Genomic DNA, 20,645 nt, shown 5'->3' on the forward strand with positions numbered 1-20,645 from the left:
GACGGCATTCTCGTCAGCAACTCGTCATCAGATCTTCGAATCCAGTCCGAGTTCGCGCTCACCGAGCGGAGTGAAAAAGCGTTCCACATCGGCGTCGGTGACGTCGGCCAGGGTCGCCGGGGACCAACGCGGCCTCCGGTCCTTGTCGACGACCTGGGCACGGATCCCCTCCACCAGGTCGGGAGTGTCCAGGGCGGCGCAGGCGACGCGGTACTCCTGGTCCAGGACCGGTTCGAGCCGGCCGAGCTCCCGGGCACGGCGCAGGGACGCGAGGGTGACCTTGAGGGCGGTCGGTGACTTGGCCAGCAGGGTTTCCGCGGCCTCCTTGGCGGCGGAGTCTCCGTGCGCGAACAGCCGACGCACGATCTCCTCGACGGTGTCGGCGGCGTAGCAGGCGTCGATCCAGTCGGACCGGGTGGCGAGGACGCCCTGCGGTGGAGTGCGCTCCCAGCGGGCCAGGGCATCCCGCGCGGGCATCCGGGCCAGCGCGTCGAGGAGCTCCGGCAGTTCGGCCGACGGCACAAAGTGGTCGGCGAGTCCGCACAGCAGCGCGTCCGCGGCGCCGATCTGGGCGCCCGTCAGGCCGAGGTGGGTGCCCAGTTCCCCGGGGGCCGAGGAGAGCAGGTGAGTGCCGCCCACGTCCGGTACGAAGCCGATCCCGGTCTCCGGCATGGCGATCCGGGAGCGCTCGGTGACGACACGGACGCCGCCGTGCGCCGAGACACCCACACCGCCGCCCATCACGATGCCGTCCATCACTGCGACGTACGGCTTGGGGTAGCGGGCGATGCGGGCGTTGAGCCGGTACTCGTCGCGCCAGAACGCGGCGGTCGCCGTGCCGTCACCGTCGCGGGCGTCGTCGTGGATGGCGCGGATGTCGCCCCCGGCGCACAGGCCGCGCTCCCCCGCGCCGGTCATGACGACGGTCTCAACGGCAGGGTCCCGTTCCCACCGGGTGAGCGCCTCGTCGATACGGCGGACCATGGCGTGGGTGAGGGCGTTCAGGGCCCGCGGCCGGTTGAGCGTGATGCGGGCGACGCGCCCGCCGGTGTGGAAGAGGACGGGTTCCGGTTCCTCGCTTCCGCTCATCGGAACGCCTCCCCCGGGCCGTGGACCACGATGCCGCGCATGTCTGGTGGATCCCTTCCGCTTGTGGGCCGGTGCTTGCGTCGCCGCTGCCGGCGACGAGCCGTCTCGGCACTGCGACCCTACGGTGCCCGATGACCTTCCCCGGCGAGCCGGTGGGGGCAGGGGGTGACGCCCCGGGGGTCGGTCGTCGCGGGCAGGGCGTGCGGACGCAGGACCATGAGCGCGTCCTCCACGGCCGCCACCATGGCGAAGGGGAACCGGTCCAGTTCCAGGCAGAGGGCGACGTCATCGGGGTGGGCCCCCTGGCGCACCCCTTCGGCCAGTTCGGCGGCGGCACGGGAGGCGGCGGCGCGGCGCAGGAACCCGGCCGCGTCCGTCTCCCCTTCGCAGGCCCTGCGGGCGATGTACTCGGCGCACGCCAGATCTTCCTCGGCCCGCCCGTCCTCGCCGGTGACCACGAACGTGACACTGTCGCAGTCACGACTGCGCAGGAGCCGAGCCGTCGCTCCCGCCACCACGAATCCGGCGCACAACACCAGCGACGCGTCCTTGACCGCGAGGGCGCCGACCGTTCCCGCCGTGGTCTTCTGCACGACGGTCCGTCCACTGAGGTCCAGGGAGCGCAGCAGGCCTGGTGAGTTGACCGTGTCGAACCCGGGCGCGGGCGGACCGTCCTTGAGTGCCACCCAGTCCGGGTGGCGCGCCTTGAGTGCCAGGGCCTCGTCCAGCGACTCGGCGAGGACGATCTTCTCCGCACCCCGGCCAAAGGCCCACGCGGCCACGGTGAAAGCGCGCATGACGTCGACCACGACGGCCACGGACGGGACTTCGACCAGCTCGGCGATGCCATGAAAACGGGTCTCCATCCGGTCATGATCCCGCATCCCGACTCGGAGCTCCCGCCACCGGCGATGGCGTGATCCCCGAGGCCCCCGGGCGCCGTTCGGCGGTCGACGGGTGTGCGCTAGATTTTGCCTCTCCTTGACCGCGATCAGTCATGATCTCTACGCTTCGGAGTTGCCAATCCCATGAGCGACATCGTCAACGGACTCGGGCGGGCGTCGGCATACGGCGGTCTGGGGCTGATTCTGTTGGTCCTCGGCATCGTCCTGGTCGATGTGCTGACGCCCGGGAAGCTCGGCCGGCAGATCTGGCAGGAACGCAATCGCAACGCCGCCACGGTGCTCAGCTCCGCCCTGCTCGGTATCGGCGGCATCGTGTTCACGTCCATCTGGACGACGTACGAGGACTTCGGCAAGGGACTGGTGTCCACCGCGGCGTTCGGGCTGCTGGGACTGGTGATGATGGCGGTGGCGTTCTGGGTGGTGGACCTGGTCACGCCGGGACGCCTGGGTGCGACGCTGGTCGAGCCCGAGCCCCATCCCGCGGTGTGGGTGACGGCCTCTTGCAACCTCGCTGTCGCAGCCGTCATTTCGGCGTCCATCGCCTGAACCACCCGCCTGTTCCTCCGGGTTCGAGGACCTGCCTCGGCGGGGGCGCTTCACCAGGTGCTTTCGACGAGGTTCGAATGACCTGGCACGGGGCGCCGACGCCGGGCAGCCTGAAGACACACGTGACCAGGATCTTCACGAACCGACCCACAGGGGGAACAACGACATGCGCAAGCGTGCTGCTGTCGGTGCCGTCGCGGCCGCCGCGTTCGCCACCGTGCTGGCGACCGCGCCAGGTGCTTCCGCGGAGGCCAGTCCGCCCGGCTGTCCGAAGGAATACTTCTGCGCCTACAGCGGGGAGAACCAGACCGGTCAACTCGTGCTGAAGACCGCCGGGAACTGGTCCGGGAGCGTCACCTTCCGCTCCGCGTTCAACAACGGCATCCCGTTCCCGGGCGCCGACCACGTCGACATGACGTACGCCGTCGAGGGAGGCACGGAGACCGTCTGCCTCCACTACAACCCCGGGCCCGGCTCCTACAAGGGCAACGCCGCTCCCGGCACCCGCATCGTCAAGGTCGTGTGGCGCGGCGAGTGCTAGGCAACGACGTCCGGTCGAACGAAGGAGGGTCGCGTTCCATGCGCTTCACACGTCCCCTGTTCAGCGTCGTCGCCGTCCTGACCTGGGCGCTGATGGCCACCTTCCTGGCCGGTCCGGCCCAGGCGGCGGCACCGGCGGACCGTCACGGTGGCGACCGGGTCCTCGTGGCGCCGCCCGCGCCGCAGGGGGCCGCCGCCCGGCCCGTCCCCGCCGCCGTCTCCCCCACCATCTCTCCCTCCACCCGCTGGATCCACCGGGCGGAGAACGAGACCTTCGACTGCAACGCGGGCAATCTCTGCCTCGAGGTGTGGGACCCGACCGTGGCGAAGTGGAAGGTGTTCTTCCTCTACACCTGCAACCGGTACAGCCTGTCCAACTGGCTCGGCACCGGCTACTACCTCAACAAGCAGACCGGCTCGGTCACTTCGTACTTCTACAACGCCCAGGGCCAGGTTCTGCGGGCCTTCACCCCGCCGCAGGTGGGGACACAGGACTGGGACCCGGTGTGGTCCGTCCGTAACTGCTGACCGCGGCACCGCGGTGCCACCGGCCGTCCCGCGGTGCGTCACAGACGCCGCGGGACGGCCGAGTCACGCACCGGCACCCTTCCTGCGGGCCGACTCTCGGCATCAACTCCCACCGCACAGTGAACGCACAGCCACCGTCCTTCCTCTTGCAGGGCAGACCCCACAACCGAGAGGAACCTGCCGTGCGTTCACCCAGACCCATACGTTCGCGCCTGTACCCGGCCGGGTCGGTGGTGCTGGCCATCACCGCTGCCGGATCCGTGCTCGCCGGTCCGGCCGCATCCGCCGTCGCCGCCGAGACGAGCGGGCGGGCCGATCTGCGGGCGGACGTCAACCGTGACGGACGCGTCGATGTCACCGGCGGCACCGACCGCTCGTGGGAGGACAGCTGGTCCGTCCAGCGCGGGGCCGTGGTCCTGCCCAACCTCGACGACGACGCCAAGCGGTGCCCGTCGGCCGGGCCGGGAGGCGAGCCCTTGTCGGACGACGTGTTGGCCGCGTGCAACGACGGCTCCGACACGAAGGTCAACGGCACCGCGGACGACGCCGACCTCGCCCGGGTCCGCTCCGTACCCCTGCCCGGCCTCCCCGCCGACGCCAAGGGGAGCCTGAAGGTCACCACCGGAGGCACGCACGCACACCTCTTCCTCAAGCGTGACGGGAAGTGGGTCCTCGTGACCTCCGGCACGCGGCTCACGGCCGCCGAACTGCGCTCCGGTGTGGAGTTCGGAGTCGAGGCCACCGACATCGTCCGGGACCGGGTGAAGTGGGACGGCCGGGTGGTGGTCCAGCTCACGGTGACATCCGGGCAGAAGTCCACCTCCGATGCCGTGACCCTGCGCGTGGCACCGCTGCTGACCCAGCATCACCTCCAGGCGACCCAGCAGGTGTTGGTGTCAAAGGTCCAGGGTGAGGGACCGGACAGCCGCTTGCAGAGGGAGTTCGTCGCCGCCCTCGAGAAGGAGGTCGAGAAGGCCGGGGTCACGACCCCGCTGATCACCTTCGAGAAGTACGCCGACCGCTGGGCCCAGGACTTCGTCGAACCGGCCTACGTCAGCATGACCGGGCCGGACGGACAGCGGCACGTGATGCGCGTGATGCTGCGTTCCGCGCAGCCGGACCGGGACGCGGGCCGGGAGCTGTTCGAGAAGGTGCGCGGCCGGAACGTCGGTGTCGTGCAGGTGACGGACCGGGCGGAGCCGGACGACTGGTCGCTCAACTCCATGGGGAACCTGGAGACCATCCCGCCCTACACACACGCCGGCCACTCCTACCCGGCCGGGCGGATCATCATGGGCGAGCGCAAGGACAGCGGGGCGCGTCCGTCGAAGGTGATGCGGACGATGCTCACGTCCCAGGGGTTGCAGGACCCGCTGTTGCTGGACACCTCCTGGCTGGGTGTGGGGCACGTCGACGAGTTCGTGCAGTTCCTGCCCGCCGACACCCCGCGCGGCTGGCGCGTCGGCGTGGCCGATCCCGAGGCGGGGCTGCGGCTGCTGCGCGACGCCAAGCGCGACGGCAACGGCCGGACGAAGATGTTCTCCGTCCCGGGCCGCAGCGGCATGCCCGCGCCGAAGGAGACGATCGACCAGGCACTCGCCTCCCGTCACCTGGTGGCCGACAACGAGATGGCGGCGCGGCGCATCGCGGCCAACCTGGAGATCCTCAAGCGCGAGACGGGGATCACCGAGGCGGACATCGTGCGGGTCCCCGCGCTGTACACCCGTGACTCGGAGGCGATGACCGCCGACGGTCAGCGGATTCCCGTGCCGCGTCTGACGCGCATGGGCGCCGGTTCCGACCTCGTGGACGGTCTCGGTGACCACGGCCAGCAGAAGTGGCTCGCCGAGAACCCGGCGGCCTCGCGTGCGGCGGCCCGGGCGACGGTGACGACCAGCGCGTACGTGCCCGGCGCGGTCAACGGCCTGCTCCTCGGACGCGACCGCTACCTCGCCCCGCGCCAGTGGGGCCCCGTCATCGACGGCAAGGACATCTTCACGGAAGCCGTCAACGCCGCCTACCAGCGGGTCGGTCTGAAGGTGTCGTACATCGACGACTGGTACACCTACCACCTCGGCATGGGCGAGGTGCACTGCGGCACCAACACCCTGCGCGACGCGAGCGCCGCGTGGTGGCGGCGACCGGCCGTCAACAGCGACGGGTTGTAGGGGACCGCGCGGTGTTCCCGGCGGCTGGGGGCTACGGCCCCGCCGCCGCCGGGCACCGCCGCCGCGAGGCCGACCGCTGCCAGGCGACCGGGTCAAGAGGCGGTGGTCGCCCTGTCGAGGGAGCGACCGGTGGGGTCGGTCTGCCGCGGCGCACGGGTGCGGCGGGGGCGAACGGTTGTCACGTGGACGATCGCGGCGAGCGCGGCGCGGGTCAGGTGGAACGTGCGGTATCCCGCCGGCCGGCAGAGCCGACCGGGCGGTCCGCGGCTCAGGGCGTGCGGGTGTGGTGGTCGAGCAGGCGCGTGAGCAGCCGCACGAACTGGTCGCGTTCGGCCGGACTCAGTGGTGCGAGCAGGGTGTCGTGGAGGTCGTCCAGCACCTTGTCGAGGCGGCGCAGATGGCGGCGGCCCCGTGCGGAGACGGTGATGACGTTGCGGCGCCGGTCGTCGGGGTCGGGGGTCCGCTCGACGAGGTCACGCTCGGCCAGTTCGTTCAGCACGCCGACCATGTCGCTGCGGAAGATGCCGGAACGCCTGCTCAGCTCCGCTTGACTGGCCGGCCCGTACTCCTCCAGCGAGGCGAGCACGGCGTAGTGCCACTTGCGGGCGTCGGCCTGGGCCAGCCCGTCGGTGATCAACCGGTCCGACCGCACGGTCAGTTGAGACAGCAGCCGGCTCGCCCGCCCCCGCAGCCGGTCGGGAGTCCTGAGCGCGTCGTCGTCGGACCCGTTCGCCGCTTCGCTGCTGATCATGGCACCCATCCGCCGTTGTGCTGGTCCGACTGCCCCTGTACGTTCACTCGGACAGAAACGTTAGTGCGACTAACGCTATCCGAAGGCGCGTGAGGAAGACATTGCCGATCAAGAATCTGTGGATCCCCACTCCGGACGGCCGGGCCGATGCCTTCGCCGCCTTCCCCGATGACGGCGAGCGGCACCCCGGGGTGCTCATGTACGCGGACGGCTTCGGCATCAGGCCCGTGCTGCGGGAACTGGCCGACGAGCTCGCCGGGCACGGGTACTACGTGCTCGTGCCCAACCCGTTCTACCGCCACGGCCCCGCACCGGTGATCGACCTTCCCGAGCACATCGGGGAAGAGGCTCGGCCCAGGGTCATGGCCCAGGTCATGCCCCTGCTCAAAGAACACACCACCGAACGCGTCCTGAGCGACGCCGACGCCTACCTCGGGTTCCTCGCCGCCCAGCCCGAGGTCATCGCGGGACCGGTGGCGGTGACCGGCTACTGCAGAGGCGGCCTCCTGGCGATGCGCACCGCTGCGGCCCATTCCGGTCACGTGGCCGCCGTCGCCTCGTTCCACGGCCCCGTGATCGTCGACGGACCCGACCGCCTGGACCTGTCCCGGATCACCGCCCGGGTCCATCTCGGCCATGCGGAAAGCGACCTGACACCCGAGGCCCTGACCGAGCTGAACAAGGCGCTGGATGCCGCAGGGGTCGACCACACCTCCGAGATCTACCCCGGCACCGTCCACGGCTTCACCATGGCCGACACGGATGCCTTCGACCCCGCCGCGCTGCGTCACCACTGGGACCGCCTGCTCCCTCTCCTCGGCCGCGCCTAGCACGGCAGTTGACGCCCCGGCTCACGCGCGAGTGCCTGCGGCGCTGAGGGGCATCCGCCGCGGACCGTGCCGGGGCGGACCGCGACCCCCACGCGGCCGTAAATCGTTTGACCGGGCCACGGGTGAGGACTGCATGGTGTCCGGGCACCACCCGCCGTGGTGCCGGTTTCCCGAGGAGGCAGCGGCAGCATGGAGGTCCGTCCCACGACCGACGAGGATTTCGACGTCTTCGTCGACACCGTCCATGCCGCCTTCGGGCGCTTCCCGGAGACCCCGGTCGACGGCGGGGGCCTGTGGTGGTCGGCGCTCGAGACGGACCGCTGTCTGCTGGCCCTGACGGCGGACGGGCGGCCCGTCGGTACCGCGGCCACGCACGCCTTCGAACTCACCTTGCCCGGCGCGGCCGTCGTCCCGGCCCCCGGGGTGACCGCCGTCGGCGTCCTGCCCTCGCACCGGCGCCAGGGGGTGCTCACAGCGATGATGCGGCATCAGCTCGCCGACGTGCGGGCCCGCGGGGAGTTCCTTTCCGTGCTGCTGGCCTCACAGGCCCCGATCTACGGCCGGTTCGGCTACGGACCTGCGACCTACACGCAGCGGCTGACGGTGCAGCGCCACCGGGCCGCCCTCGCCCCACCACGGGCACACGGGGCGGCGTCCCCACCGGCGGCCGGTGCGGACAACGGCTCGGTCGAGGTGCTGCGCCGCTCCGAGTGCGGAGAGATCCTGGAGGAGGTCTACGACCGGTACCGCCGCGCCCAGCCCGGTGCGCTGTCCCGGCCGCACCGCTGGTGGGCCTTGCGCGCGGGGCAGCCCCCGATCTCCGCGGCGCCACGCTACATCGCCGTCCACCGGGGCACCGACGGCGTCCCGGACGGGTACGCCAGCTACGCGGTCGACGGCGGCACCTTGACGGTCGACGAGACCATCGCCTGCGATGACGCCGTCTTCGCGGCCCTGGCCCGGTTCGTACTGAATCACGACCTGGTCTCCCAGGTCGTGATCCCCCACGTCCCGCCCCAGCACCCGCTGCGCTGGCAGCTCGTGGACTTCCGTGCCGCCGAGGTGGGCGGCGACATGGACTGGCTGTGGGTGCGGCTGCTCGACGTCCCGCGTGCGCTGACGACGCGCGGCTGGTTCGCGGACGGCGAGCTCGTCCTCGACGTCGAGGACCCGTTCCTCGGGGAGCACGGCCGCCACCTGCTCACCGTCCAGGACGGCAAGGCCGACTGCGTCCCGACGGACCGGGAGCCCGACCTGTCCCTGAACGTGAGCGACCTGGGATCGGTCTACCTCGGTGGGACCGCCCCGAGCACGCTGGTGCGCGCGGGGCACATCCGGGCCCACCACGCCGACGCGGCCGGCCGCGCCGACGCCCTCTTCAGGCCCGACCGTCCCCCGCACTGTCTGCACTGGTTCTGACGTCGCCTCGGGAGTGCGTCGGGACGGCACCCGGTGCCTCCGGGACCGGGGAGAACGGCCCGGCCCGCGCCGTCGGCCCCTGTCGGTCAACCCTCTTCGGGACAACGCACGTTGCGGCACACTCCCCCGGCCTGCGATACGTTGCCCGACGTGACGGAACTCGGGCCTGTCAGCCGGCCACCCGCCCCTCTGAAAACCGAACGGCTCCTGCTCCGCGCGTCCGAGGCGCGGGACCGTGCGGCGTTCGTCGAGCTGTTCTCATCACCGGAGGTGTACGCCTACCTCGGAGGTCCTCGACCTCGTGATGAGCTCGAGCGTGCCATGCCCGAGATACCCGGACGGCGTCCTGGTCTCTTCGCCGTCGACCTCGACGGAGCGATGATCGGCATCGTCACACTCGATCGACGGGATCCCGAACGGCCGGGCCATGTCCGCCCGGAGGCCGAGGAGGCCGAGCTCAGCTACACGTTCCTGCCCGAGGCATGGGGGCGCGGGTACGCCGCCGAGGCGTGCGCGGCGGTGCTCGACTGGTTCGCGGACGCGTTTCCCGGCGAGCCGGTGGTGCTCTGCACCCAGACGGCCAACACCCGGTCGATGCGGCTCGCGGCCGGACTCGGCTTCACCGAGGTGGAGCGGTTCGAGGAGTTCGGCGCCGAGCAGTGGTTCGGCGTGTGGTCCTGAGGGGCGTGCCGCTTCAGTTCTGCCGGCGCGGAGCGGCGAGCCAGCGGTCGTCCTGGAAGTCGGCGGGGACCTCGTCCTCGAAGGGGTCGATCCCGCGCCGCTCCAGCTCGTCGAACCACCGGTCCCGCTGCGAGGCGGGAAGGCGCCGTCCGCACCAAGGGCAGAACGCGATCGTGACGGTGGATCGACCACCGTCATGGATGATCAGGCCGTACTCCTGGAACTTGGCGCTGAAGTCGACCAGTGCGTCCGGGCAGGCGAAGGGATCGTCGTGCCGGTCGCAGCGCATGGTCACGCTGCTGGTCATGGCCTCACAGCAGTGATCGGTCATGACTCGGGCCGCGTCTCCTCGTTGTCCGACAGCATGATCGTGAGCGGATCCTCTGCGGGCTATTCCGTGATCGGCGACGTCGCGGTGCAGCCGCCGGCGGTCACCAGCCCCTTGGCGCTCTGCTCGTCCAGGACCTTGCCCTTGTAGGTGATCTTGCAGGTGACCTGGGAGCCCTCGGGGTCCACGGCGACCGGCATGACGGCCGCGGGCATGATGCCCCGCAAGGTCACCGTCTTCTTCCAGGGCAGCTCGGGCTTCGACACCGAATCGACCTTCGGCTTCATGGCCTTGCCACCGCCGCCGTGGAAGTCGATCGAGTCGACGTTCTTCCCCGTCACCTCGTAGGTGACCTCGTACGTGGTGTCCACGGCCTTGTCGACCTGGTCGACCGCCTCGGAACAGGCGCCGAGGCCGAGCGCGAGAGCGGCGACGGCGATGGTGTGGACGGCTGCACGGACCGCGCGGCTCATGTGGATCCCCCCGGATCATGAAAGGTCGGACCCGCAGCCAAGCGCAAAGGGAAAGTAAAGTCAATTCGATATGACGGGCCGTCGACGCCGGGCCGTTTCGAACCTCTTCACCGGGCACTCTGACTGCCGGAGGTGATCACATGTCCGCACCCGGACCGCTGACGATGCATCACGTGGTGCTCGACAGCACCGACATCCGAGAACTCGCCGAGTTCTACCGTGCGTTGCTGGGACTGGTCTACGGCCCCGGGGACGAGCCGCCCGAGGCAGGTGAGCACGACGAACGCGGCCAGGACTGGCTCGTACTGCGCACTCCCGACGGCAGGCCCCGGCTCGCCTTCCAGCATGTCGACCGATTGACACGACCGACCTGGCCTGACGGGCCGGTGGCGCAGCAACTGCACCTGGACCTGAGCGTCTCCTCGGTCGAGGATCTCCGGGCACACCATGAGCGTGTGCTGAGTCTCGGGGGCCGTCTGCTGTCCGACAACGAGCAGGGACCTGACGAACCCTTCCGGGTCTACGCCGACCCCGCGGGCCATCCGTTCTGCATCTTCGTCGCGGAGTCCACCTCGTCCTCGGCCGGGCCTGGGTCCTGTCCTCAACAGCCGTCGGCGGCATAGCCGTTGTGATCGAGCCCGGCCCGGATCCGGCTCAGCCATTTGGCGCCCAGTCGGCGGCCGTCCGGGAACTGGTCCCCTCGATCCCAGCGCCACGTCGTGATCATCGCCAGCACGAGGGTCCGGCACGCGCGCAGCAGGTCCTGATCGAGACCCGGATAGTGAGCGCTGACCTCCTCGGGCGCATGGGCGAGGTCGAATTCGACAGGCCCGCGGCAACACGTCTCCAGGTCGACGAACAGCAGCCCGCCGCGCGTGGTGAGCAGATTGCCCGGGTGCGGCTCGCCGTGCAGCACCTGCTCGGCGCCGCCGCGCTCTTGGATCCTTCGCTTCATGCTTCGCAGCGTGTCGCCGAGCAGTCGCCGATCCGCGTCGTCGAGCTCCGGAGTCCGGTCCCGGTCCGCCACGAGGTGCTGGGCCTGCTCGACCCGGTCCGTGAAGCGTGGCGTCGGGACGTCGAGCGTGCGCATGCCGGCATGCAACCGCTCGAGCGCGTCTGCGTAGTCGCGCGGCGGGATCTCACGAGGTGACGTGGGTTCGTGGTAGGTCCAGAAGGTGACCACGAAGCCGTCCCGCTCGTACACGCCGGGCTCCACGCGCGGTTCGGGAGCGGCGACGGGGCAACCGGATCCGGTGAGCCGCAGAGCGAGATCGACTTCAAACCGTGCGACCTGCTGCGCCACGGGTGCCACTCGGGCCAGGACGTCGCAGGGCAGCAGACGCAGCGTCAGCTTGTTCGAGTCATGGAGGACGGTCGCGTGATCTGCTGTCAGGCCGAGTGACGAGGCGATCGACACGGCCGAGGTGATCGCCCGCGGTGCCTCGGAAGCCCGCATCGTCGAGTGCCCCTCTCACCGTGAACGCCGCCGTGAGTTCTCCGAGTGGTGCGCTCGCGCACCGTATCAAGGAAGTCTGCATCCGCCCCCGTGGCGGACCGCCCTACTCGATGGCGATGGTGAAGTGGGCGACCTCGCCGCCGCAGGCGATGGCACCGCCGAGGAGAAGAGTGGTGACCGTGACGACAGCGGCGACCTTGCGCTTCATGACGACCTTCTTCACGGGCCGCCCCCCCTGGTCCGCGTCCCTCATGCACCCGCTTCGTACGGGCCGCCTGCCCGCACCTGCGCAGCCACTCACGGGCCGTCTGGACGCTGCGTCTCAGACAAGGCCGGCAGCTTGCCGAAGCCTCGCACGGCTGGCCGGGTCGACGAGGCCGTCCGGCAGTGTCTCGACGATGTGCGCGTGCTGCGCGAACACCGCCCTGCACCGCTCACGCTCGGGATGTTCGCTGTCGCTGCCGAACCACTGCACCAGGGCTTCGTCGGCGGTCTCGACCGGCTCGGAGTAGTCCGCCACCATCGTCAGATACTCGAGCAGGCGGGACCGCTCAGGGACCTGCGGGTCGTCTGCCAGACGGAGCAGGAACGGCAGGACGTGCGGCACGGCCGGGTTCATCTCGGCGATGGTGAACAGCGTGTTGATGAGCACGCGCTGGGCCTCGGTGGCGGCTGCCGGGTCGAGAAGCCCGTACAGCAGGGCCGGGAGGGCGGCAGGGCACTGGGGGAACTCCGACCAGCGGATCTCTTCACAGCCGTCGAGCGCGGGATGCCGGCGGCCGACGTCAGCCGCCTGCGGATACTCCTGGAGGAACCGGGCGATCGCCGCCTCCTTGGCGGCCATGTCCATCCTGCACACGTCTCGACCCCCGTCTCGTAGCACGCCTCAGGACAGTGTCCCGGACTCAGACCGCGGCCAGAGGCCGCGCGTGCGCGATGAGCAGTGCGACATCGTCGTGGTCGGCGGGGTGGCGAAGCTCCTGGAGCAGCCGGTCGCAGGTCTCCTCCGCCGAGCGGCACGGCGGGGACAGCAGACGCAGGAGATCGTCCAGGCGTTTGTCGATGGGGTCGTCGCGGGTCTCCACCAGCCCGTCGGTGTACAGCACGAGCTGATCGCCGGGGTTCATGATCACCGAGGAGGTCTCGAAGGGGCCACTGCCCACCCCCAGCGGGGTGCCGGTGGGCAGGTCGAGCAGCTCCGGTGGTCTGCCGGCCCGCACCAGCACCGGGGGGAGATGGCCGGCGCACGCCAGCTGCACGCGGCACTGCCTCGGGTCGTACACCGCGTAGAGGCAGGTGGCGAAGTAGGGGTCCAGGCCCTGGGTGATGCGGTCGAGGTGGGTGAGGATCCGGCTCGGGGCGAGGTCGAGGTCGGCGAGGGTGGAGGTGGCGGTGCGCAGCCGGCCCATGGCGGTGGCGGCCGGGATACCGCTGCCCATGACATCGCCGACGGCCAGGGCGGTTCGGTCGCCGCTGAGGGGGATGACGTCGTACCAGTCGCCGCCGACCTCGCTGAACGCCTGTGCGGGCCGGTAGCGGGCAGCGATCTCCAGACCCGGACGGCGAGGCGAGGGCTGGGGCAGCAGGCTGCGCTGAAGGGTTTCGGCGGCGCTGCGGATGTGCTGGTGGAGGACAGCGTTGTCGATGCTCAGCGCGGCGGACGAGGCCAGCTCCCAGGCGAGGGTGAGGTCGTCCTCGTCGAACGGCTGCGGATTGCGGGCGCGGGCCAGGCCCATCACGCCGATGATCTGCCCGCGGGCGATGAGCGGGACGGCCAGGTCGGTGTGGACACCGGCCTCGGCGAGCAGCCCGGCGGCGGCCTCGTCGGCCGCGATACGGCTGAGCTCCCCGCTGTCGATGTGGGTGGTCAGCAGGGGTTTGCCGGTGCGGAGGCAGTGGGCGGCCGGATGGTCGGCGTGGTAGGTGGTCAGGTGCCCGGGGGCGATGATCGCCTCGGAGGCGATGGTGGGGTAGGCGGTCTTCACCGCCAGGGCGCGGAACAGTGCCGGACCCTCGCCGGTGTCGGGGCGTCCCGTCCGCAGGACGGAGTCCAGGATGTCCACGCCGATCATGTCGGCCAGGTCGGGCACCAGGACGTCCGCCAGCTCCTGGGCGGTCCGCTCCACCTCCAGGGTGGTGCCGATGCGGGCCGAGCCGTCCGCCATCAGGCGCAGGCGCTGCTGGGCCCGGTCGGCTTGTCTGGCCGCCTCGTACCGGTCGGTGACGTCGACCACCACGTTGGCGATGCCCAGCACGTGCCCGCTCTGGTCCTCCAGCCGGTAGAGCGACACGGCCCAGGCGTGGTCGTGGTCGGGGTCGGCGCGGGTACGGCCCACCACCTGCTCGTCCACCAAAGGCAGACCGGTGCGCAGGACCTCCCGCATCTGGTTCTCCGCGGTCGTGAAGGGCGCACCGGGCAGGATCTCCCGGAAGGGGCGGCCCACGTGCTCGGCCTCGGGAACGCCGTGCATCGAGGCCAGGGCCCCGTTGACGGCCACGTACCGCAACCGGGTGTCCAGGACGGACAGGCCGATCGGCGCCTGGGTGACCAGCTGGCTGGACAGGGCCACCTTGCGCTCGACCTGCCGTACCGTGGCCCGGTCGGTGGCCAGCCCCAGCGCGTAGTGGTCGCCGAGGTTGTCGGTCAGCCGCATGTTGCGGAACTCGATCGTGCGGGTGCTGCCGTCCTTGAGCCGGATGGGGAACGATCCGGCCCAGCTGCGGCCCGTCACCATCAGCTCGGCGAACAGCCTGATTCCCGCGTCCCGGTGTTCGGGGTGGAGGAGCAGGGTGGCCGCGTACTGCCCGACCGCTTCCTCGCGGGTGTATCCGAACAGTTCCTCGGCCTGCGGACTCCACATGTCGATCCGGCCGTCGGCCTCCGCCAGCACCGCGGCGACGCCCAGCAGGTCCATCAGTCCACTGGGGTCGGATGCCGCCTCCTCCGGATCACCCGCCTGTTCCGGATCCTGATTTGCTCGGCTCATCACATTCGCCCCTCAGACCTGTCGATCCCACCGGCGCACCCGCCTGCACCAGCAGACGCGTACGGCGGTCGCCTTGCAGGTCAGCAACCTCTTCACGATGCGCCACGCGAGCCTCGAACGGCCAGCGGACGCGCCGGGAGAGTGCCGAGCCTCGGCCGAACCGGACAGCCGGAGCGACCGGCGCAGGATCCGCACCGTGCCCGGCTCACCGGGCCGGTCGGCACCTGCCTCCAGCCTTCCACACACCGACAGTCCGTGGCGGGCCCCGTCGCAGCTCCGCTCAGCCCGGGTGGCCGGGCCTGCGCCGTGGCGGTGACGCTGTGTGCAGGGTGGTCACGAGGTGGATTCCTCCCACTCCCAGGGCTGGGCGTGGACGCGACGCAGTAGTTCGGCGAAGGCCTCGCCGTCCAGGAGGACCGCGTTGGCCTCCAGCGGGATGCGTCTGCCGTTGACCTCGGCGGTCGGGGTGCCAGGGCCTTCGGGCGTCTCCGGTCCTCCGGCCAGCTCATATGCCTTCTCGGAGTTCCTCACGAAGGTGCGGTACTTCATGGACTTCACCGCCGCATCGAACTCCGGGCTGCGCAGGTCCTTCACCTGATCGGCCAATGCCAGCAGGCGGGCGTCGGTGAAGCCGTCGACGCTCTCCTCCGGCTGGTTGGCGTAGAGAACCTCGTGATATTCCACGAACCTGCCTCGCTCCAGCGCTGCGCGCAGCGCGTTGACGGCCCTTTTCGATCCGCCGCCGCCGAGCCTGTCGTCGAGGAAGGACGCCAGGGTGTACTCGGTCGCCACATGGCGGTCGAGCACCGCCTCCCGCAGCCGAGGCCCTCCACCGAGAGTTTCGAACTCCTCGCAGTACGGGCAACGCGGGTCCTCGTAGAGGTGCACCTTCACCTTCGCGGCCGGATCGCCGACCGTGATGGTGGTGCCGTCCGCCTCCAGCTTCTCCGGCACATCCTCCGCGGTCGCGAAAGGGCGTTCCTGCTCCGGCACGCCCCCTCCTCGCCCGCATGCCGTCGACAACACCATCACGGCCGCACACAGCACGGCCCCGTACGCCCCACGCCTCATGAGTCGTCCCCTCCCCTGGATGCCCCTTGAAGAGCCCTGATGAGCAGGGTGACTCTAGATCACTTGTGCGATGCCTGTGACCGCTCGCCGGTCCTCACCGGGCGCCCTGGGTCTCCGGGCGTCGGCACAGGGCCGTACCAAGGTCATCCGCAGGTCCGATGCCGCATGCCGGAGGCCGGCGTCATCATGCTGGGGACCTGCCAAGAGGAGAGCGTGATGTCGTATCTGGAACCCCTCGCATACCCGGAGCCCCGCTACCACGGTGACAAAGGCGAGGTGACTGCCGTTTTCCGCCCGGCCGACACCCCGCCGGACATCTCCACATCCGGCTCCTCCACTCATTACCTCGCGACCGGCGAGTCGACCGGTGGCGAGTTCGGCCTGTACAAGGTGGAGCTGGGGGCGCGGTCCGCCGGAGCCAAGACCCACTTCCACAAGGCCATGTCGGAGTCCTTCTACATCCTCTCCGGTCAACTGGAGCTGTACAACGGCGAGAAGTGGGTCACGGGCCGCCCGGGCGATTTCCTGTACGTACCGGTCGGCGGTCTGCACGCCTTCAGGAACGTGAGCGATGAGCCCATGTCCATGCTCATGCTCTTCTCTCCCGGCGCTCCTCGCGAGGAGTATTTCGAGCAGGTCGCGGAGGTGGCGCAGCGCGGCGGGGAGGAACTCAAGCAGTTCCGCATCCGGCACGACAGCTACTTCGTGGAAGACTTCGGGCCCGGAGCGGAGTAGCCGGGGAATCGGCCCGTTGCGGGCCTGAGCATGCGAAGAGAAGGGGGCGGGGCGGTCGGATTCGAACCGACGTCCTCCGAGATGCTGTCGCGGCGCATTACCTCTGTGCTACGACCCCGCCTTGTCGATGACCCTATCCACCGTCCGCGATGATCGACAAGGCTTTTCCTCGGCGCCCGGGCAGCCCACGGCTTGCGCCGCTAGCGTGGGGTCCCATGATCGTATGGCTCAACGGCACCCATGGCGCGGGCAAGACCACGACCAGTGCGCTCGTGCAGCAACTGATCCCGGACTCACGGGTGTTCGACGCCGAGAAGGTCGGCGAGACGCTCATGGACATCAAGCCGGCACTGCCCTGGACGGGCAACTTCCAGCACTGGCCGCCGTGGCGGCCGCTCGTGGTCGAGACCGCCCGTCGCGTCCTCGACTACATCGGTGGCACATTGGTGATACCCATGACCGTACTCGTCGAGCAGTACTGGCGCGAGATCAGCGCGGGCCTCGCCGAACACGACATACCGGTACGGCATTTCGTGCTCCACGCCGACCAGGCCACCCTCCGCGGGCGCATCGAAGGGGACACCCTGCTCGGCCCCTCCCCGTTCCGTCTGTCCTATCTCGAGCCCTACGCCGAGGCGTCCCGCACCTGGCTGCACAGCGAGGCCGAGGTCGTCGACACCACCCGCCTCACCCCCGACCAGGTGGCCCGGCGGATCGCGCAGGCCGTACTCAAGGGGTGAGTTGGGCGGCCACGCGAAAGCGGAGGCCCCCGCAGGCCGGAAACCAACGGATGGCCGAGAAGTTCCGAGTGCCCAACGGCACGCCGGAAGCCCGTCGCATGCGATATGCGCCAATGTCATCTTCTCGCGCCCCCGAAGCAACCGGCAGGGTCCGGCCCGCGTGCCGCCGCCCTCGCACTCCGGCTGCCTGCGGGAATACACCCGCTGCCGTGCCTCCATATTTCCCTCACACCGCAACCACGCCATGAACACTTCCAGCCGGGCGCCTGGCAGCACCCCGACGTCAGGGCAGACGCCGCGTCCGGCCCCTGCCTAGCCTCCCAGGCCATGCGATCACCCCTGATGAGACGTTTCGGCCTCGGTGCCGTCCTCGCCCTCGCCCTCACCGTGTTCGGCCTGGCCCCCGGCGCGAGCGCGGCCGACCCGGCGCCGGCGGAGCTCACCTTCACCACCGACAGCGCCACCACCACGCCCGGCGGCACGGTCAACCTGTCGATGACCCTCACCAACCACAACACCCAGGACGTCTGGTTCGTGTACCAGACGATCGAGCCGACGTGGCTGACCACGCAGCGCCCCGACCTGAAGTACGGCTTCACCGGGTGCAGCCTGGCCACCGCCAACGGCTCCACTCCCTGTTCCGGGACCGGTCCGGCCAACCTCGGCTCCAACTACGGCGCCACCATCCCGCCCGGCCAGAGCCGTACGGTCACCCTGACGCTGAACGTCGCCCCCGACTCCGGCTGCAACGGCAACATCGGCTTCTACTCGTACTTCTACGCCGAGTTCAGCGACTCGACGAACGTCAGCGGCGGCCCGGTCTACACGCCCGTGACGCGGGTCCTCTGCTCCTGACCCACGTCCGGAGCCCGGCGGCCGTGACCTGAAAACCTCCATGACCAGGTCACCGCCCCGGTCTGGACCACTGGCACTCCGACCGGCGGGTCCCACGGACCCGCCGGTGCGCCGCACAGGGCCCGGACCAGCACACCGGGCCGTCGGGCCGGACCCGACCGGCCCCTCCCGACCGCCGGAACGGTCCGCTTCCCTTCCGGAAGTGCCCCTTCAGACACCTGCGCTTTTCCGTCATGTTCCGCAACATGACCGCGAAATCTCCACAGAGACATCACTATGTGACGCGAACGGATGCGTGACGAACTGGCTTCTGAGGGGGACGCCGGCGGCACGCAAGGGGGTGCGTCCGCTCCACGGGAGCCGTGCTCACCCCTGCCCGGGGAGGGGACCTCACCGCATGAAGCGGACCTTTCGCACCACCGTGCTCACGGTGGGCGCGCTCATCGCCGCACTGGGCCTGCCGGCCGGTGCGGCACACGCCGACACCACGCCCCGCATCGACCTGCGGGTGCTGGTGGTGAGCGACGGCGACCCGTCGACCGATGCCATAGCCGCCGAACTGGCCGCGGCCGGCACGCCGTACACCCGGATCGACCTCACGCAGCCCGGCCGGAGCGTGATCGACGCCGACTTCCTCGCGGACACCGTGGGCGGCAGGCCACGCGCCAAGTTCCAGGCCGTCGTCCTGCCGAACGACAACCCGTTCCCGGCCGGCTCGTCCGAGATGGCGGCGCTGGCGGCGTACGAACGGACGTACGACGTTCCCCAGGTCGACGCCTACACCTACGCACGTCCCGAAGCCGGACTGCAGTACCCCGTCTTCGGGGGCTACTCCGGCAGCCTGGACGGCAAGCAGGCACAGGTGACCGTCGCCGGGAAGTCGGGCCCCTTCGGCTATCTCGACGGACCGGTGCCCTTCGAGGACAACGACCCCGCCATCGGGGAGAGTTACGCCTACCTGTCGAGACCCGTCGCCGGCGCCGACTTCACCCCGTACGTCGAAGCGGCGATCCCCGGGCAGTCGGCCAAGGGCACGCTGGTAGGCGAGTACCGGCACGACGGGCGGCGCGAGCTCGTCGTCACGTTCGTCTACAACCAGTACCAGCAGCAGTTCCGCCTCCTGGCCCGCGGCATCGTGGAGTGGATGACCGGCGGGGTGCACCTGGGCGCCTCACGAAACTACTTCTCCGTCCACGTGGACGACGTGTTCGCCGCAGACGACCGGTGGAACAGCACGCTCAACTGCACCCCCGGTGACGTCGACTGCACGGATCCGAACGCCACGCCCGACCCGATCCGGATGACGGCCGCCGACGTGGACCACGCCGTCGAGTGGCAGCGCGGCAAGGACTTCACCCTCGACTTCGCCTACAACGGCGCCGGCAGCGTCGACCACCGCGAGGACAACAACGGTGCCGACCCGCTCGCCGACCGGCTGATCGCGCGGCGCGGCGAGTTCCGCTGGATCAACCACACCTACTCGCACCCCTTCCTCGGCTGTGTGCAGGACACCTCCGTCGTGCCGTGGAAGTGCGCGACCAACGCGGACGGCAGCACCCGGTGGATGAGCCGCAACGACATCTCCGACGAGATCGCCATCAACCGGGTCTGGGGTCTGAGCGCCGGACTGCCGTTGGTGAACGACGAGTTGGTCACCGGCGAGCATTCCGGCATGAAGGTGCTGCCGCAGCAGCCGCAGGACAACCCCAACCTCGCTCTCGCCCTCGGCGACAACGGCGTCGCCTGGCTCGGCTCGGACAACTCACGTGAGCCGGACCAGCGCCGGGTCGGTCCGGCCACGACCGTGCCGCGCTACCCCATGAACGTCTTCTACAACGCCGGCCGCGCGTCCGAGCAGGTCGACGAGTACAACTGGATCTACCTCAGCCGCGCCCAGGGAGGCAGCGGCATCTGCGAGGACAACCCGGCGACCACCACCTGCCTGCCGGCTCCGCTGGACACCGCCACCGGCTATGCCGGCCACATCGTCCCGCTGGAGACGCGGATCGCCCTGGGGCACGTGCTGTCCAACGACCCCAAGCCGCACTTCATCCACCAGTCGAACCTGGCCGAGGACCGCATCGCCTACCCCGTGCTCAACGGCGTCCTGGACGGCTACGCGGCGCTGTTCGCCGAGGACACCCCCGTGGTGAATCCGCGGATGAAGGACATCGGCGCCGAACTGAGGCGCCGGGCCGACTGGCAGACCGCACTCAGGGCCGGGAAGATCACCGCCTACCGCATCGGCGGCACGGTGACCGTCGACGCACCGGCCGGACTGGCCGTCACCGCGACCCTGCCCACCGGCACCACGCTGGCCGGCGCCGCCTTCGGAGAGGCGTACGCGGGCGCGGTGTCCGGCTGGACGCCCGCCACGGGCACCCCGCTCTCCCTCACCCTGCCGGCGTCCTCCGCCGGGCCGGCTGCCCACGCCACCAAGCCCGCACCGGCCACCGGCCCCGCACCACGTACCCGTGTCCCCGCGGGCGTCACCGACCCGGTGGGCCACACCGCAGACGGCTGAACGGCGCACCCGCCCAAGA

The 20,645-nt window shown here is 70.3% G+C and carries 22 protein-coding genes and 1 tRNA gene; 12 read left to right on the forward strand and 11 right to left on the reverse strand.

Annotation, left to right across the window (positions count from 1 at the left end; genetic code table 11):
• Nucleotides 1–27 precede the first annotated feature (27 nt).
• Both AB0I06_RS17280 and AB0I06_RS17285 read right to left on the reverse strand, forming a co-directional pair.
• The gene (locus AB0I06_RS17280; protein ID WP_363119632.1) at nt 28–1,089 is read right to left on the reverse strand and encodes an enoyl-CoA hydratase/isomerase family protein; all 1,062 of its coding nucleotides are present in this window, start codon (nt 1,087–1,089) and stop codon (nt 28–30) included.
• A 119-nt stretch (nt 1,090–1,208) separates the two neighbouring features.
• Nucleotides 1,209–1,955 (reverse strand): 2-phosphosulfolactate phosphatase, encoded by a 747-nt coding sequence (locus AB0I06_RS17285; protein ID WP_363119633.1) that lies wholly within the window; start codon nt 1,953–1,955, stop codon nt 1,209–1,211.
• A 162-nt stretch (nt 1,956–2,117) separates the two neighbouring features.
• Here AB0I06_RS17285 and AB0I06_RS17290 point away from each other — a divergent pair, with 162 nt between their 5' ends.
• The 4 genes from AB0I06_RS17290 (at nt 2,118) to AB0I06_RS17305 (ending at nt 5,776) form a co-directional block, all read left to right on the forward strand.
• Entirely contained in the window at nt 2,118–2,540 is a 423-nt protein-coding gene (locus AB0I06_RS17290; RefSeq protein WP_363119634.1) for a DUF350 domain-containing protein, read from the forward strand.
• A 166-nt stretch (nt 2,541–2,706) separates the two neighbouring features.
• The gene (locus AB0I06_RS17295; RefSeq protein WP_363119635.1) at nt 2,707–3,081 is read left to right on the forward strand and encodes a peptidase inhibitor family I36 protein; all 375 of its coding nucleotides are present in this window, start codon (nt 2,707–2,709) and stop codon (nt 3,079–3,081) included.
• Nucleotides 3,082–3,119: 38 nt separating this feature from the next.
• Nucleotides 3,120–3,608, forward strand: coding sequence for a hypothetical protein (locus AB0I06_RS17300; RefSeq protein ID WP_363119636.1), 489 nt, complete (start codon nt 3,120–3,122; stop codon nt 3,606–3,608).
• A 182-nt stretch (nt 3,609–3,790) separates the two neighbouring features.
• Nucleotides 3,791–5,776 carry a protein-arginine deiminase domain-containing protein gene (locus AB0I06_RS17305; RefSeq protein WP_363119637.1) on the forward strand — a complete coding sequence of 662 codons (1,986 nt, stop codon included), beginning with the start codon at nt 3,791–3,793 and terminating at the stop codon, nt 5,774–5,776.
• Nucleotides 5,777–6,044: 268 nt separating this feature from the next.
• On the opposite strand, the gene AB0I06_RS17310 is transcribed toward AB0I06_RS17305, so the two are convergent.
• A complete protein-coding gene (locus AB0I06_RS17310; protein ID WP_363119638.1) occupies nt 6,045–6,527 on the reverse strand; it encodes a MarR family transcriptional regulator in 483 nt (160 codons plus the stop codon).
• Between the two features lie 101 nt (nt 6,528–6,628).
• On the opposite strand from AB0I06_RS17310, the gene AB0I06_RS17315 reads away from it, so the two are divergent.
• From AB0I06_RS17315 to AB0I06_RS17325, 3 genes are all read left to right on the forward strand, one after another.
• The gene (locus AB0I06_RS17315; protein ID WP_363119752.1) at nt 6,629–7,357 is read left to right on the forward strand and encodes a dienelactone hydrolase family protein; all 729 of its coding nucleotides are present in this window, start codon (nt 6,629–6,631) and stop codon (nt 7,355–7,357) included.
• A gap of 189 nt (nt 7,358–7,546) precedes the next feature.
• The gene (locus AB0I06_RS17320; RefSeq protein WP_363119639.1) at nt 7,547–8,776 is read left to right on the forward strand and encodes a GNAT family N-acetyltransferase; all 1,230 of its coding nucleotides are present in this window, start codon (nt 7,547–7,549) and stop codon (nt 8,774–8,776) included.
• Nucleotides 8,777–8,926: 150 nt separating this feature from the next.
• A complete protein-coding gene (locus tag AB0I06_RS17325; protein WP_363119640.1) occupies nt 8,927–9,457 on the forward strand; it encodes a GNAT family N-acetyltransferase in 531 nt (176 codons plus the stop codon).
• 13 nt (nt 9,458–9,470) lie between these two features.
• Here AB0I06_RS17325 and AB0I06_RS17330 read toward each other — a convergent pair whose 3' ends face one another.
• A complete protein-coding gene (locus AB0I06_RS17330; protein ID WP_363119641.1) occupies nt 9,471–9,788 on the reverse strand; it encodes a hypothetical protein in 318 nt (105 codons plus the stop codon).
• Nucleotides 9,789–9,847: 59 nt separating this feature from the next.
• The gene (locus AB0I06_RS17335; RefSeq protein ID WP_363119642.1) at nt 9,848–10,258 is read right to left on the reverse strand and encodes an MmpS family transport accessory protein; all 411 of its coding nucleotides are present in this window, start codon (nt 10,256–10,258) and stop codon (nt 9,848–9,850) included.
• Between the two features lie 140 nt (nt 10,259–10,398).
• Here AB0I06_RS17335 and AB0I06_RS17340 point away from each other — a divergent pair, with 140 nt between their 5' ends.
• The gene (locus AB0I06_RS17340; protein WP_363119643.1) at nt 10,399–10,881 is read left to right on the forward strand and encodes a VOC family protein; all 483 of its coding nucleotides are present in this window, start codon (nt 10,399–10,401) and stop codon (nt 10,879–10,881) included.
• Here AB0I06_RS17340 and AB0I06_RS17345 read toward each other — a convergent pair.
• The 5 genes from AB0I06_RS17345 to AB0I06_RS17365 all read right to left on the reverse strand — a co-directional run bounded on the left by AB0I06_RS17345 (nt 10,860) and on the right by AB0I06_RS17365 (nt 15,730).
• The gene (locus tag AB0I06_RS17345) at nt 10,860–11,714 is read right to left on the reverse strand and encodes an aminoglycoside phosphotransferase family protein (protein WP_363119644.1); all 855 of its coding nucleotides are present in this window, start codon (nt 11,712–11,714) and stop codon (nt 10,860–10,862) included. The genes AB0I06_RS17340 and AB0I06_RS17345 overlap by 22 nt on opposite strands.
• Before the next feature lie 103 nt (nt 11,715–11,817).
• The gene (locus AB0I06_RS17350) at nt 11,818–11,967 is read right to left on the reverse strand and encodes a hypothetical protein (protein WP_363119645.1); all 150 of its coding nucleotides are present in this window, start codon (nt 11,965–11,967) and stop codon (nt 11,818–11,820) included.
• 69 nt (nt 11,968–12,036) lie between these two features.
• Nucleotides 12,037–12,558 carry a hypothetical protein gene (locus tag AB0I06_RS17355; protein ID WP_363119646.1) on the reverse strand — a complete coding sequence of 174 codons (522 nt, stop codon included), beginning with the start codon at nt 12,556–12,558 and terminating at the stop codon, nt 12,037–12,039.
• A 61-nt stretch (nt 12,559–12,619) separates the two neighbouring features.
• Nucleotides 12,620–14,701: a SpoIIE family protein phosphatase gene (locus tag AB0I06_RS17360; RefSeq protein ID WP_363119647.1), complete on the reverse strand. Its 2,082-nt coding sequence runs from the start codon at nt 14,699–14,701 to the stop codon at nt 12,620–12,622.
• Between the two features lie 333 nt (nt 14,702–15,034).
• Complete coding sequence (locus AB0I06_RS17365; protein ID WP_363119753.1) at nt 15,035–15,730, reverse strand: thioredoxin domain-containing protein; 696 nt, start codon at nt 15,728–15,730, stop codon at nt 15,035–15,037.
• 258 nt (nt 15,731–15,988) lie between these two features.
• On the opposite strand from AB0I06_RS17365, the gene AB0I06_RS17370 reads away from it, so the two are divergent.
• Entirely contained in the window at nt 15,989–16,507 is a 519-nt protein-coding gene (locus AB0I06_RS17370; protein WP_363119648.1) for a cupin domain-containing protein, read from the forward strand.
• A 45-nt stretch (nt 16,508–16,552) separates the two neighbouring features.
• Here AB0I06_RS17370 and AB0I06_RS17375 read toward each other — a convergent pair.
• Nucleotides 16,553–16,627 (reverse strand) — tRNA-Leu (locus AB0I06_RS17375).
• Nucleotides 16,628–16,722: 95 nt separating this feature from the next.
• On the opposite strand from AB0I06_RS17375, the gene AB0I06_RS17380 reads away from it, so the two are divergent.
• From AB0I06_RS17380 to AB0I06_RS17390, 3 genes are all read left to right on the forward strand, one after another.
• Nucleotides 16,723–17,247 carry an ATP-binding protein gene (locus AB0I06_RS17380; RefSeq protein WP_363119649.1) on the forward strand — a complete coding sequence of 175 codons (525 nt, stop codon included), beginning with the start codon at nt 16,723–16,725 and terminating at the stop codon, nt 17,245–17,247.
• Between the two features lie 327 nt (nt 17,248–17,574).
• Nucleotides 17,575–18,102, forward strand: a complete 528-nt coding sequence (locus AB0I06_RS17385) for a hypothetical protein (RefSeq protein ID WP_363119650.1) — start codon at nt 17,575–17,577, stop codon at nt 18,100–18,102.
• A gap of 397 nt (nt 18,103–18,499) precedes the next feature.
• Nucleotides 18,500–20,626 carry a hypothetical protein gene (locus tag AB0I06_RS17390; RefSeq protein WP_363119651.1) on the forward strand — a complete coding sequence of 709 codons (2,127 nt, stop codon included), beginning with the start codon at nt 18,500–18,502 and terminating at the stop codon, nt 20,624–20,626.
• Nucleotides 20,627–20,645 lie beyond the last annotated feature (19 nt).

Source organism: Streptomyces sp. NPDC050674, from assembly GCF_040654575.1.
GTDB lineage: Bacteria > Actinomycetota > Actinomycetes > Streptomycetales > Streptomycetaceae > Streptomyces.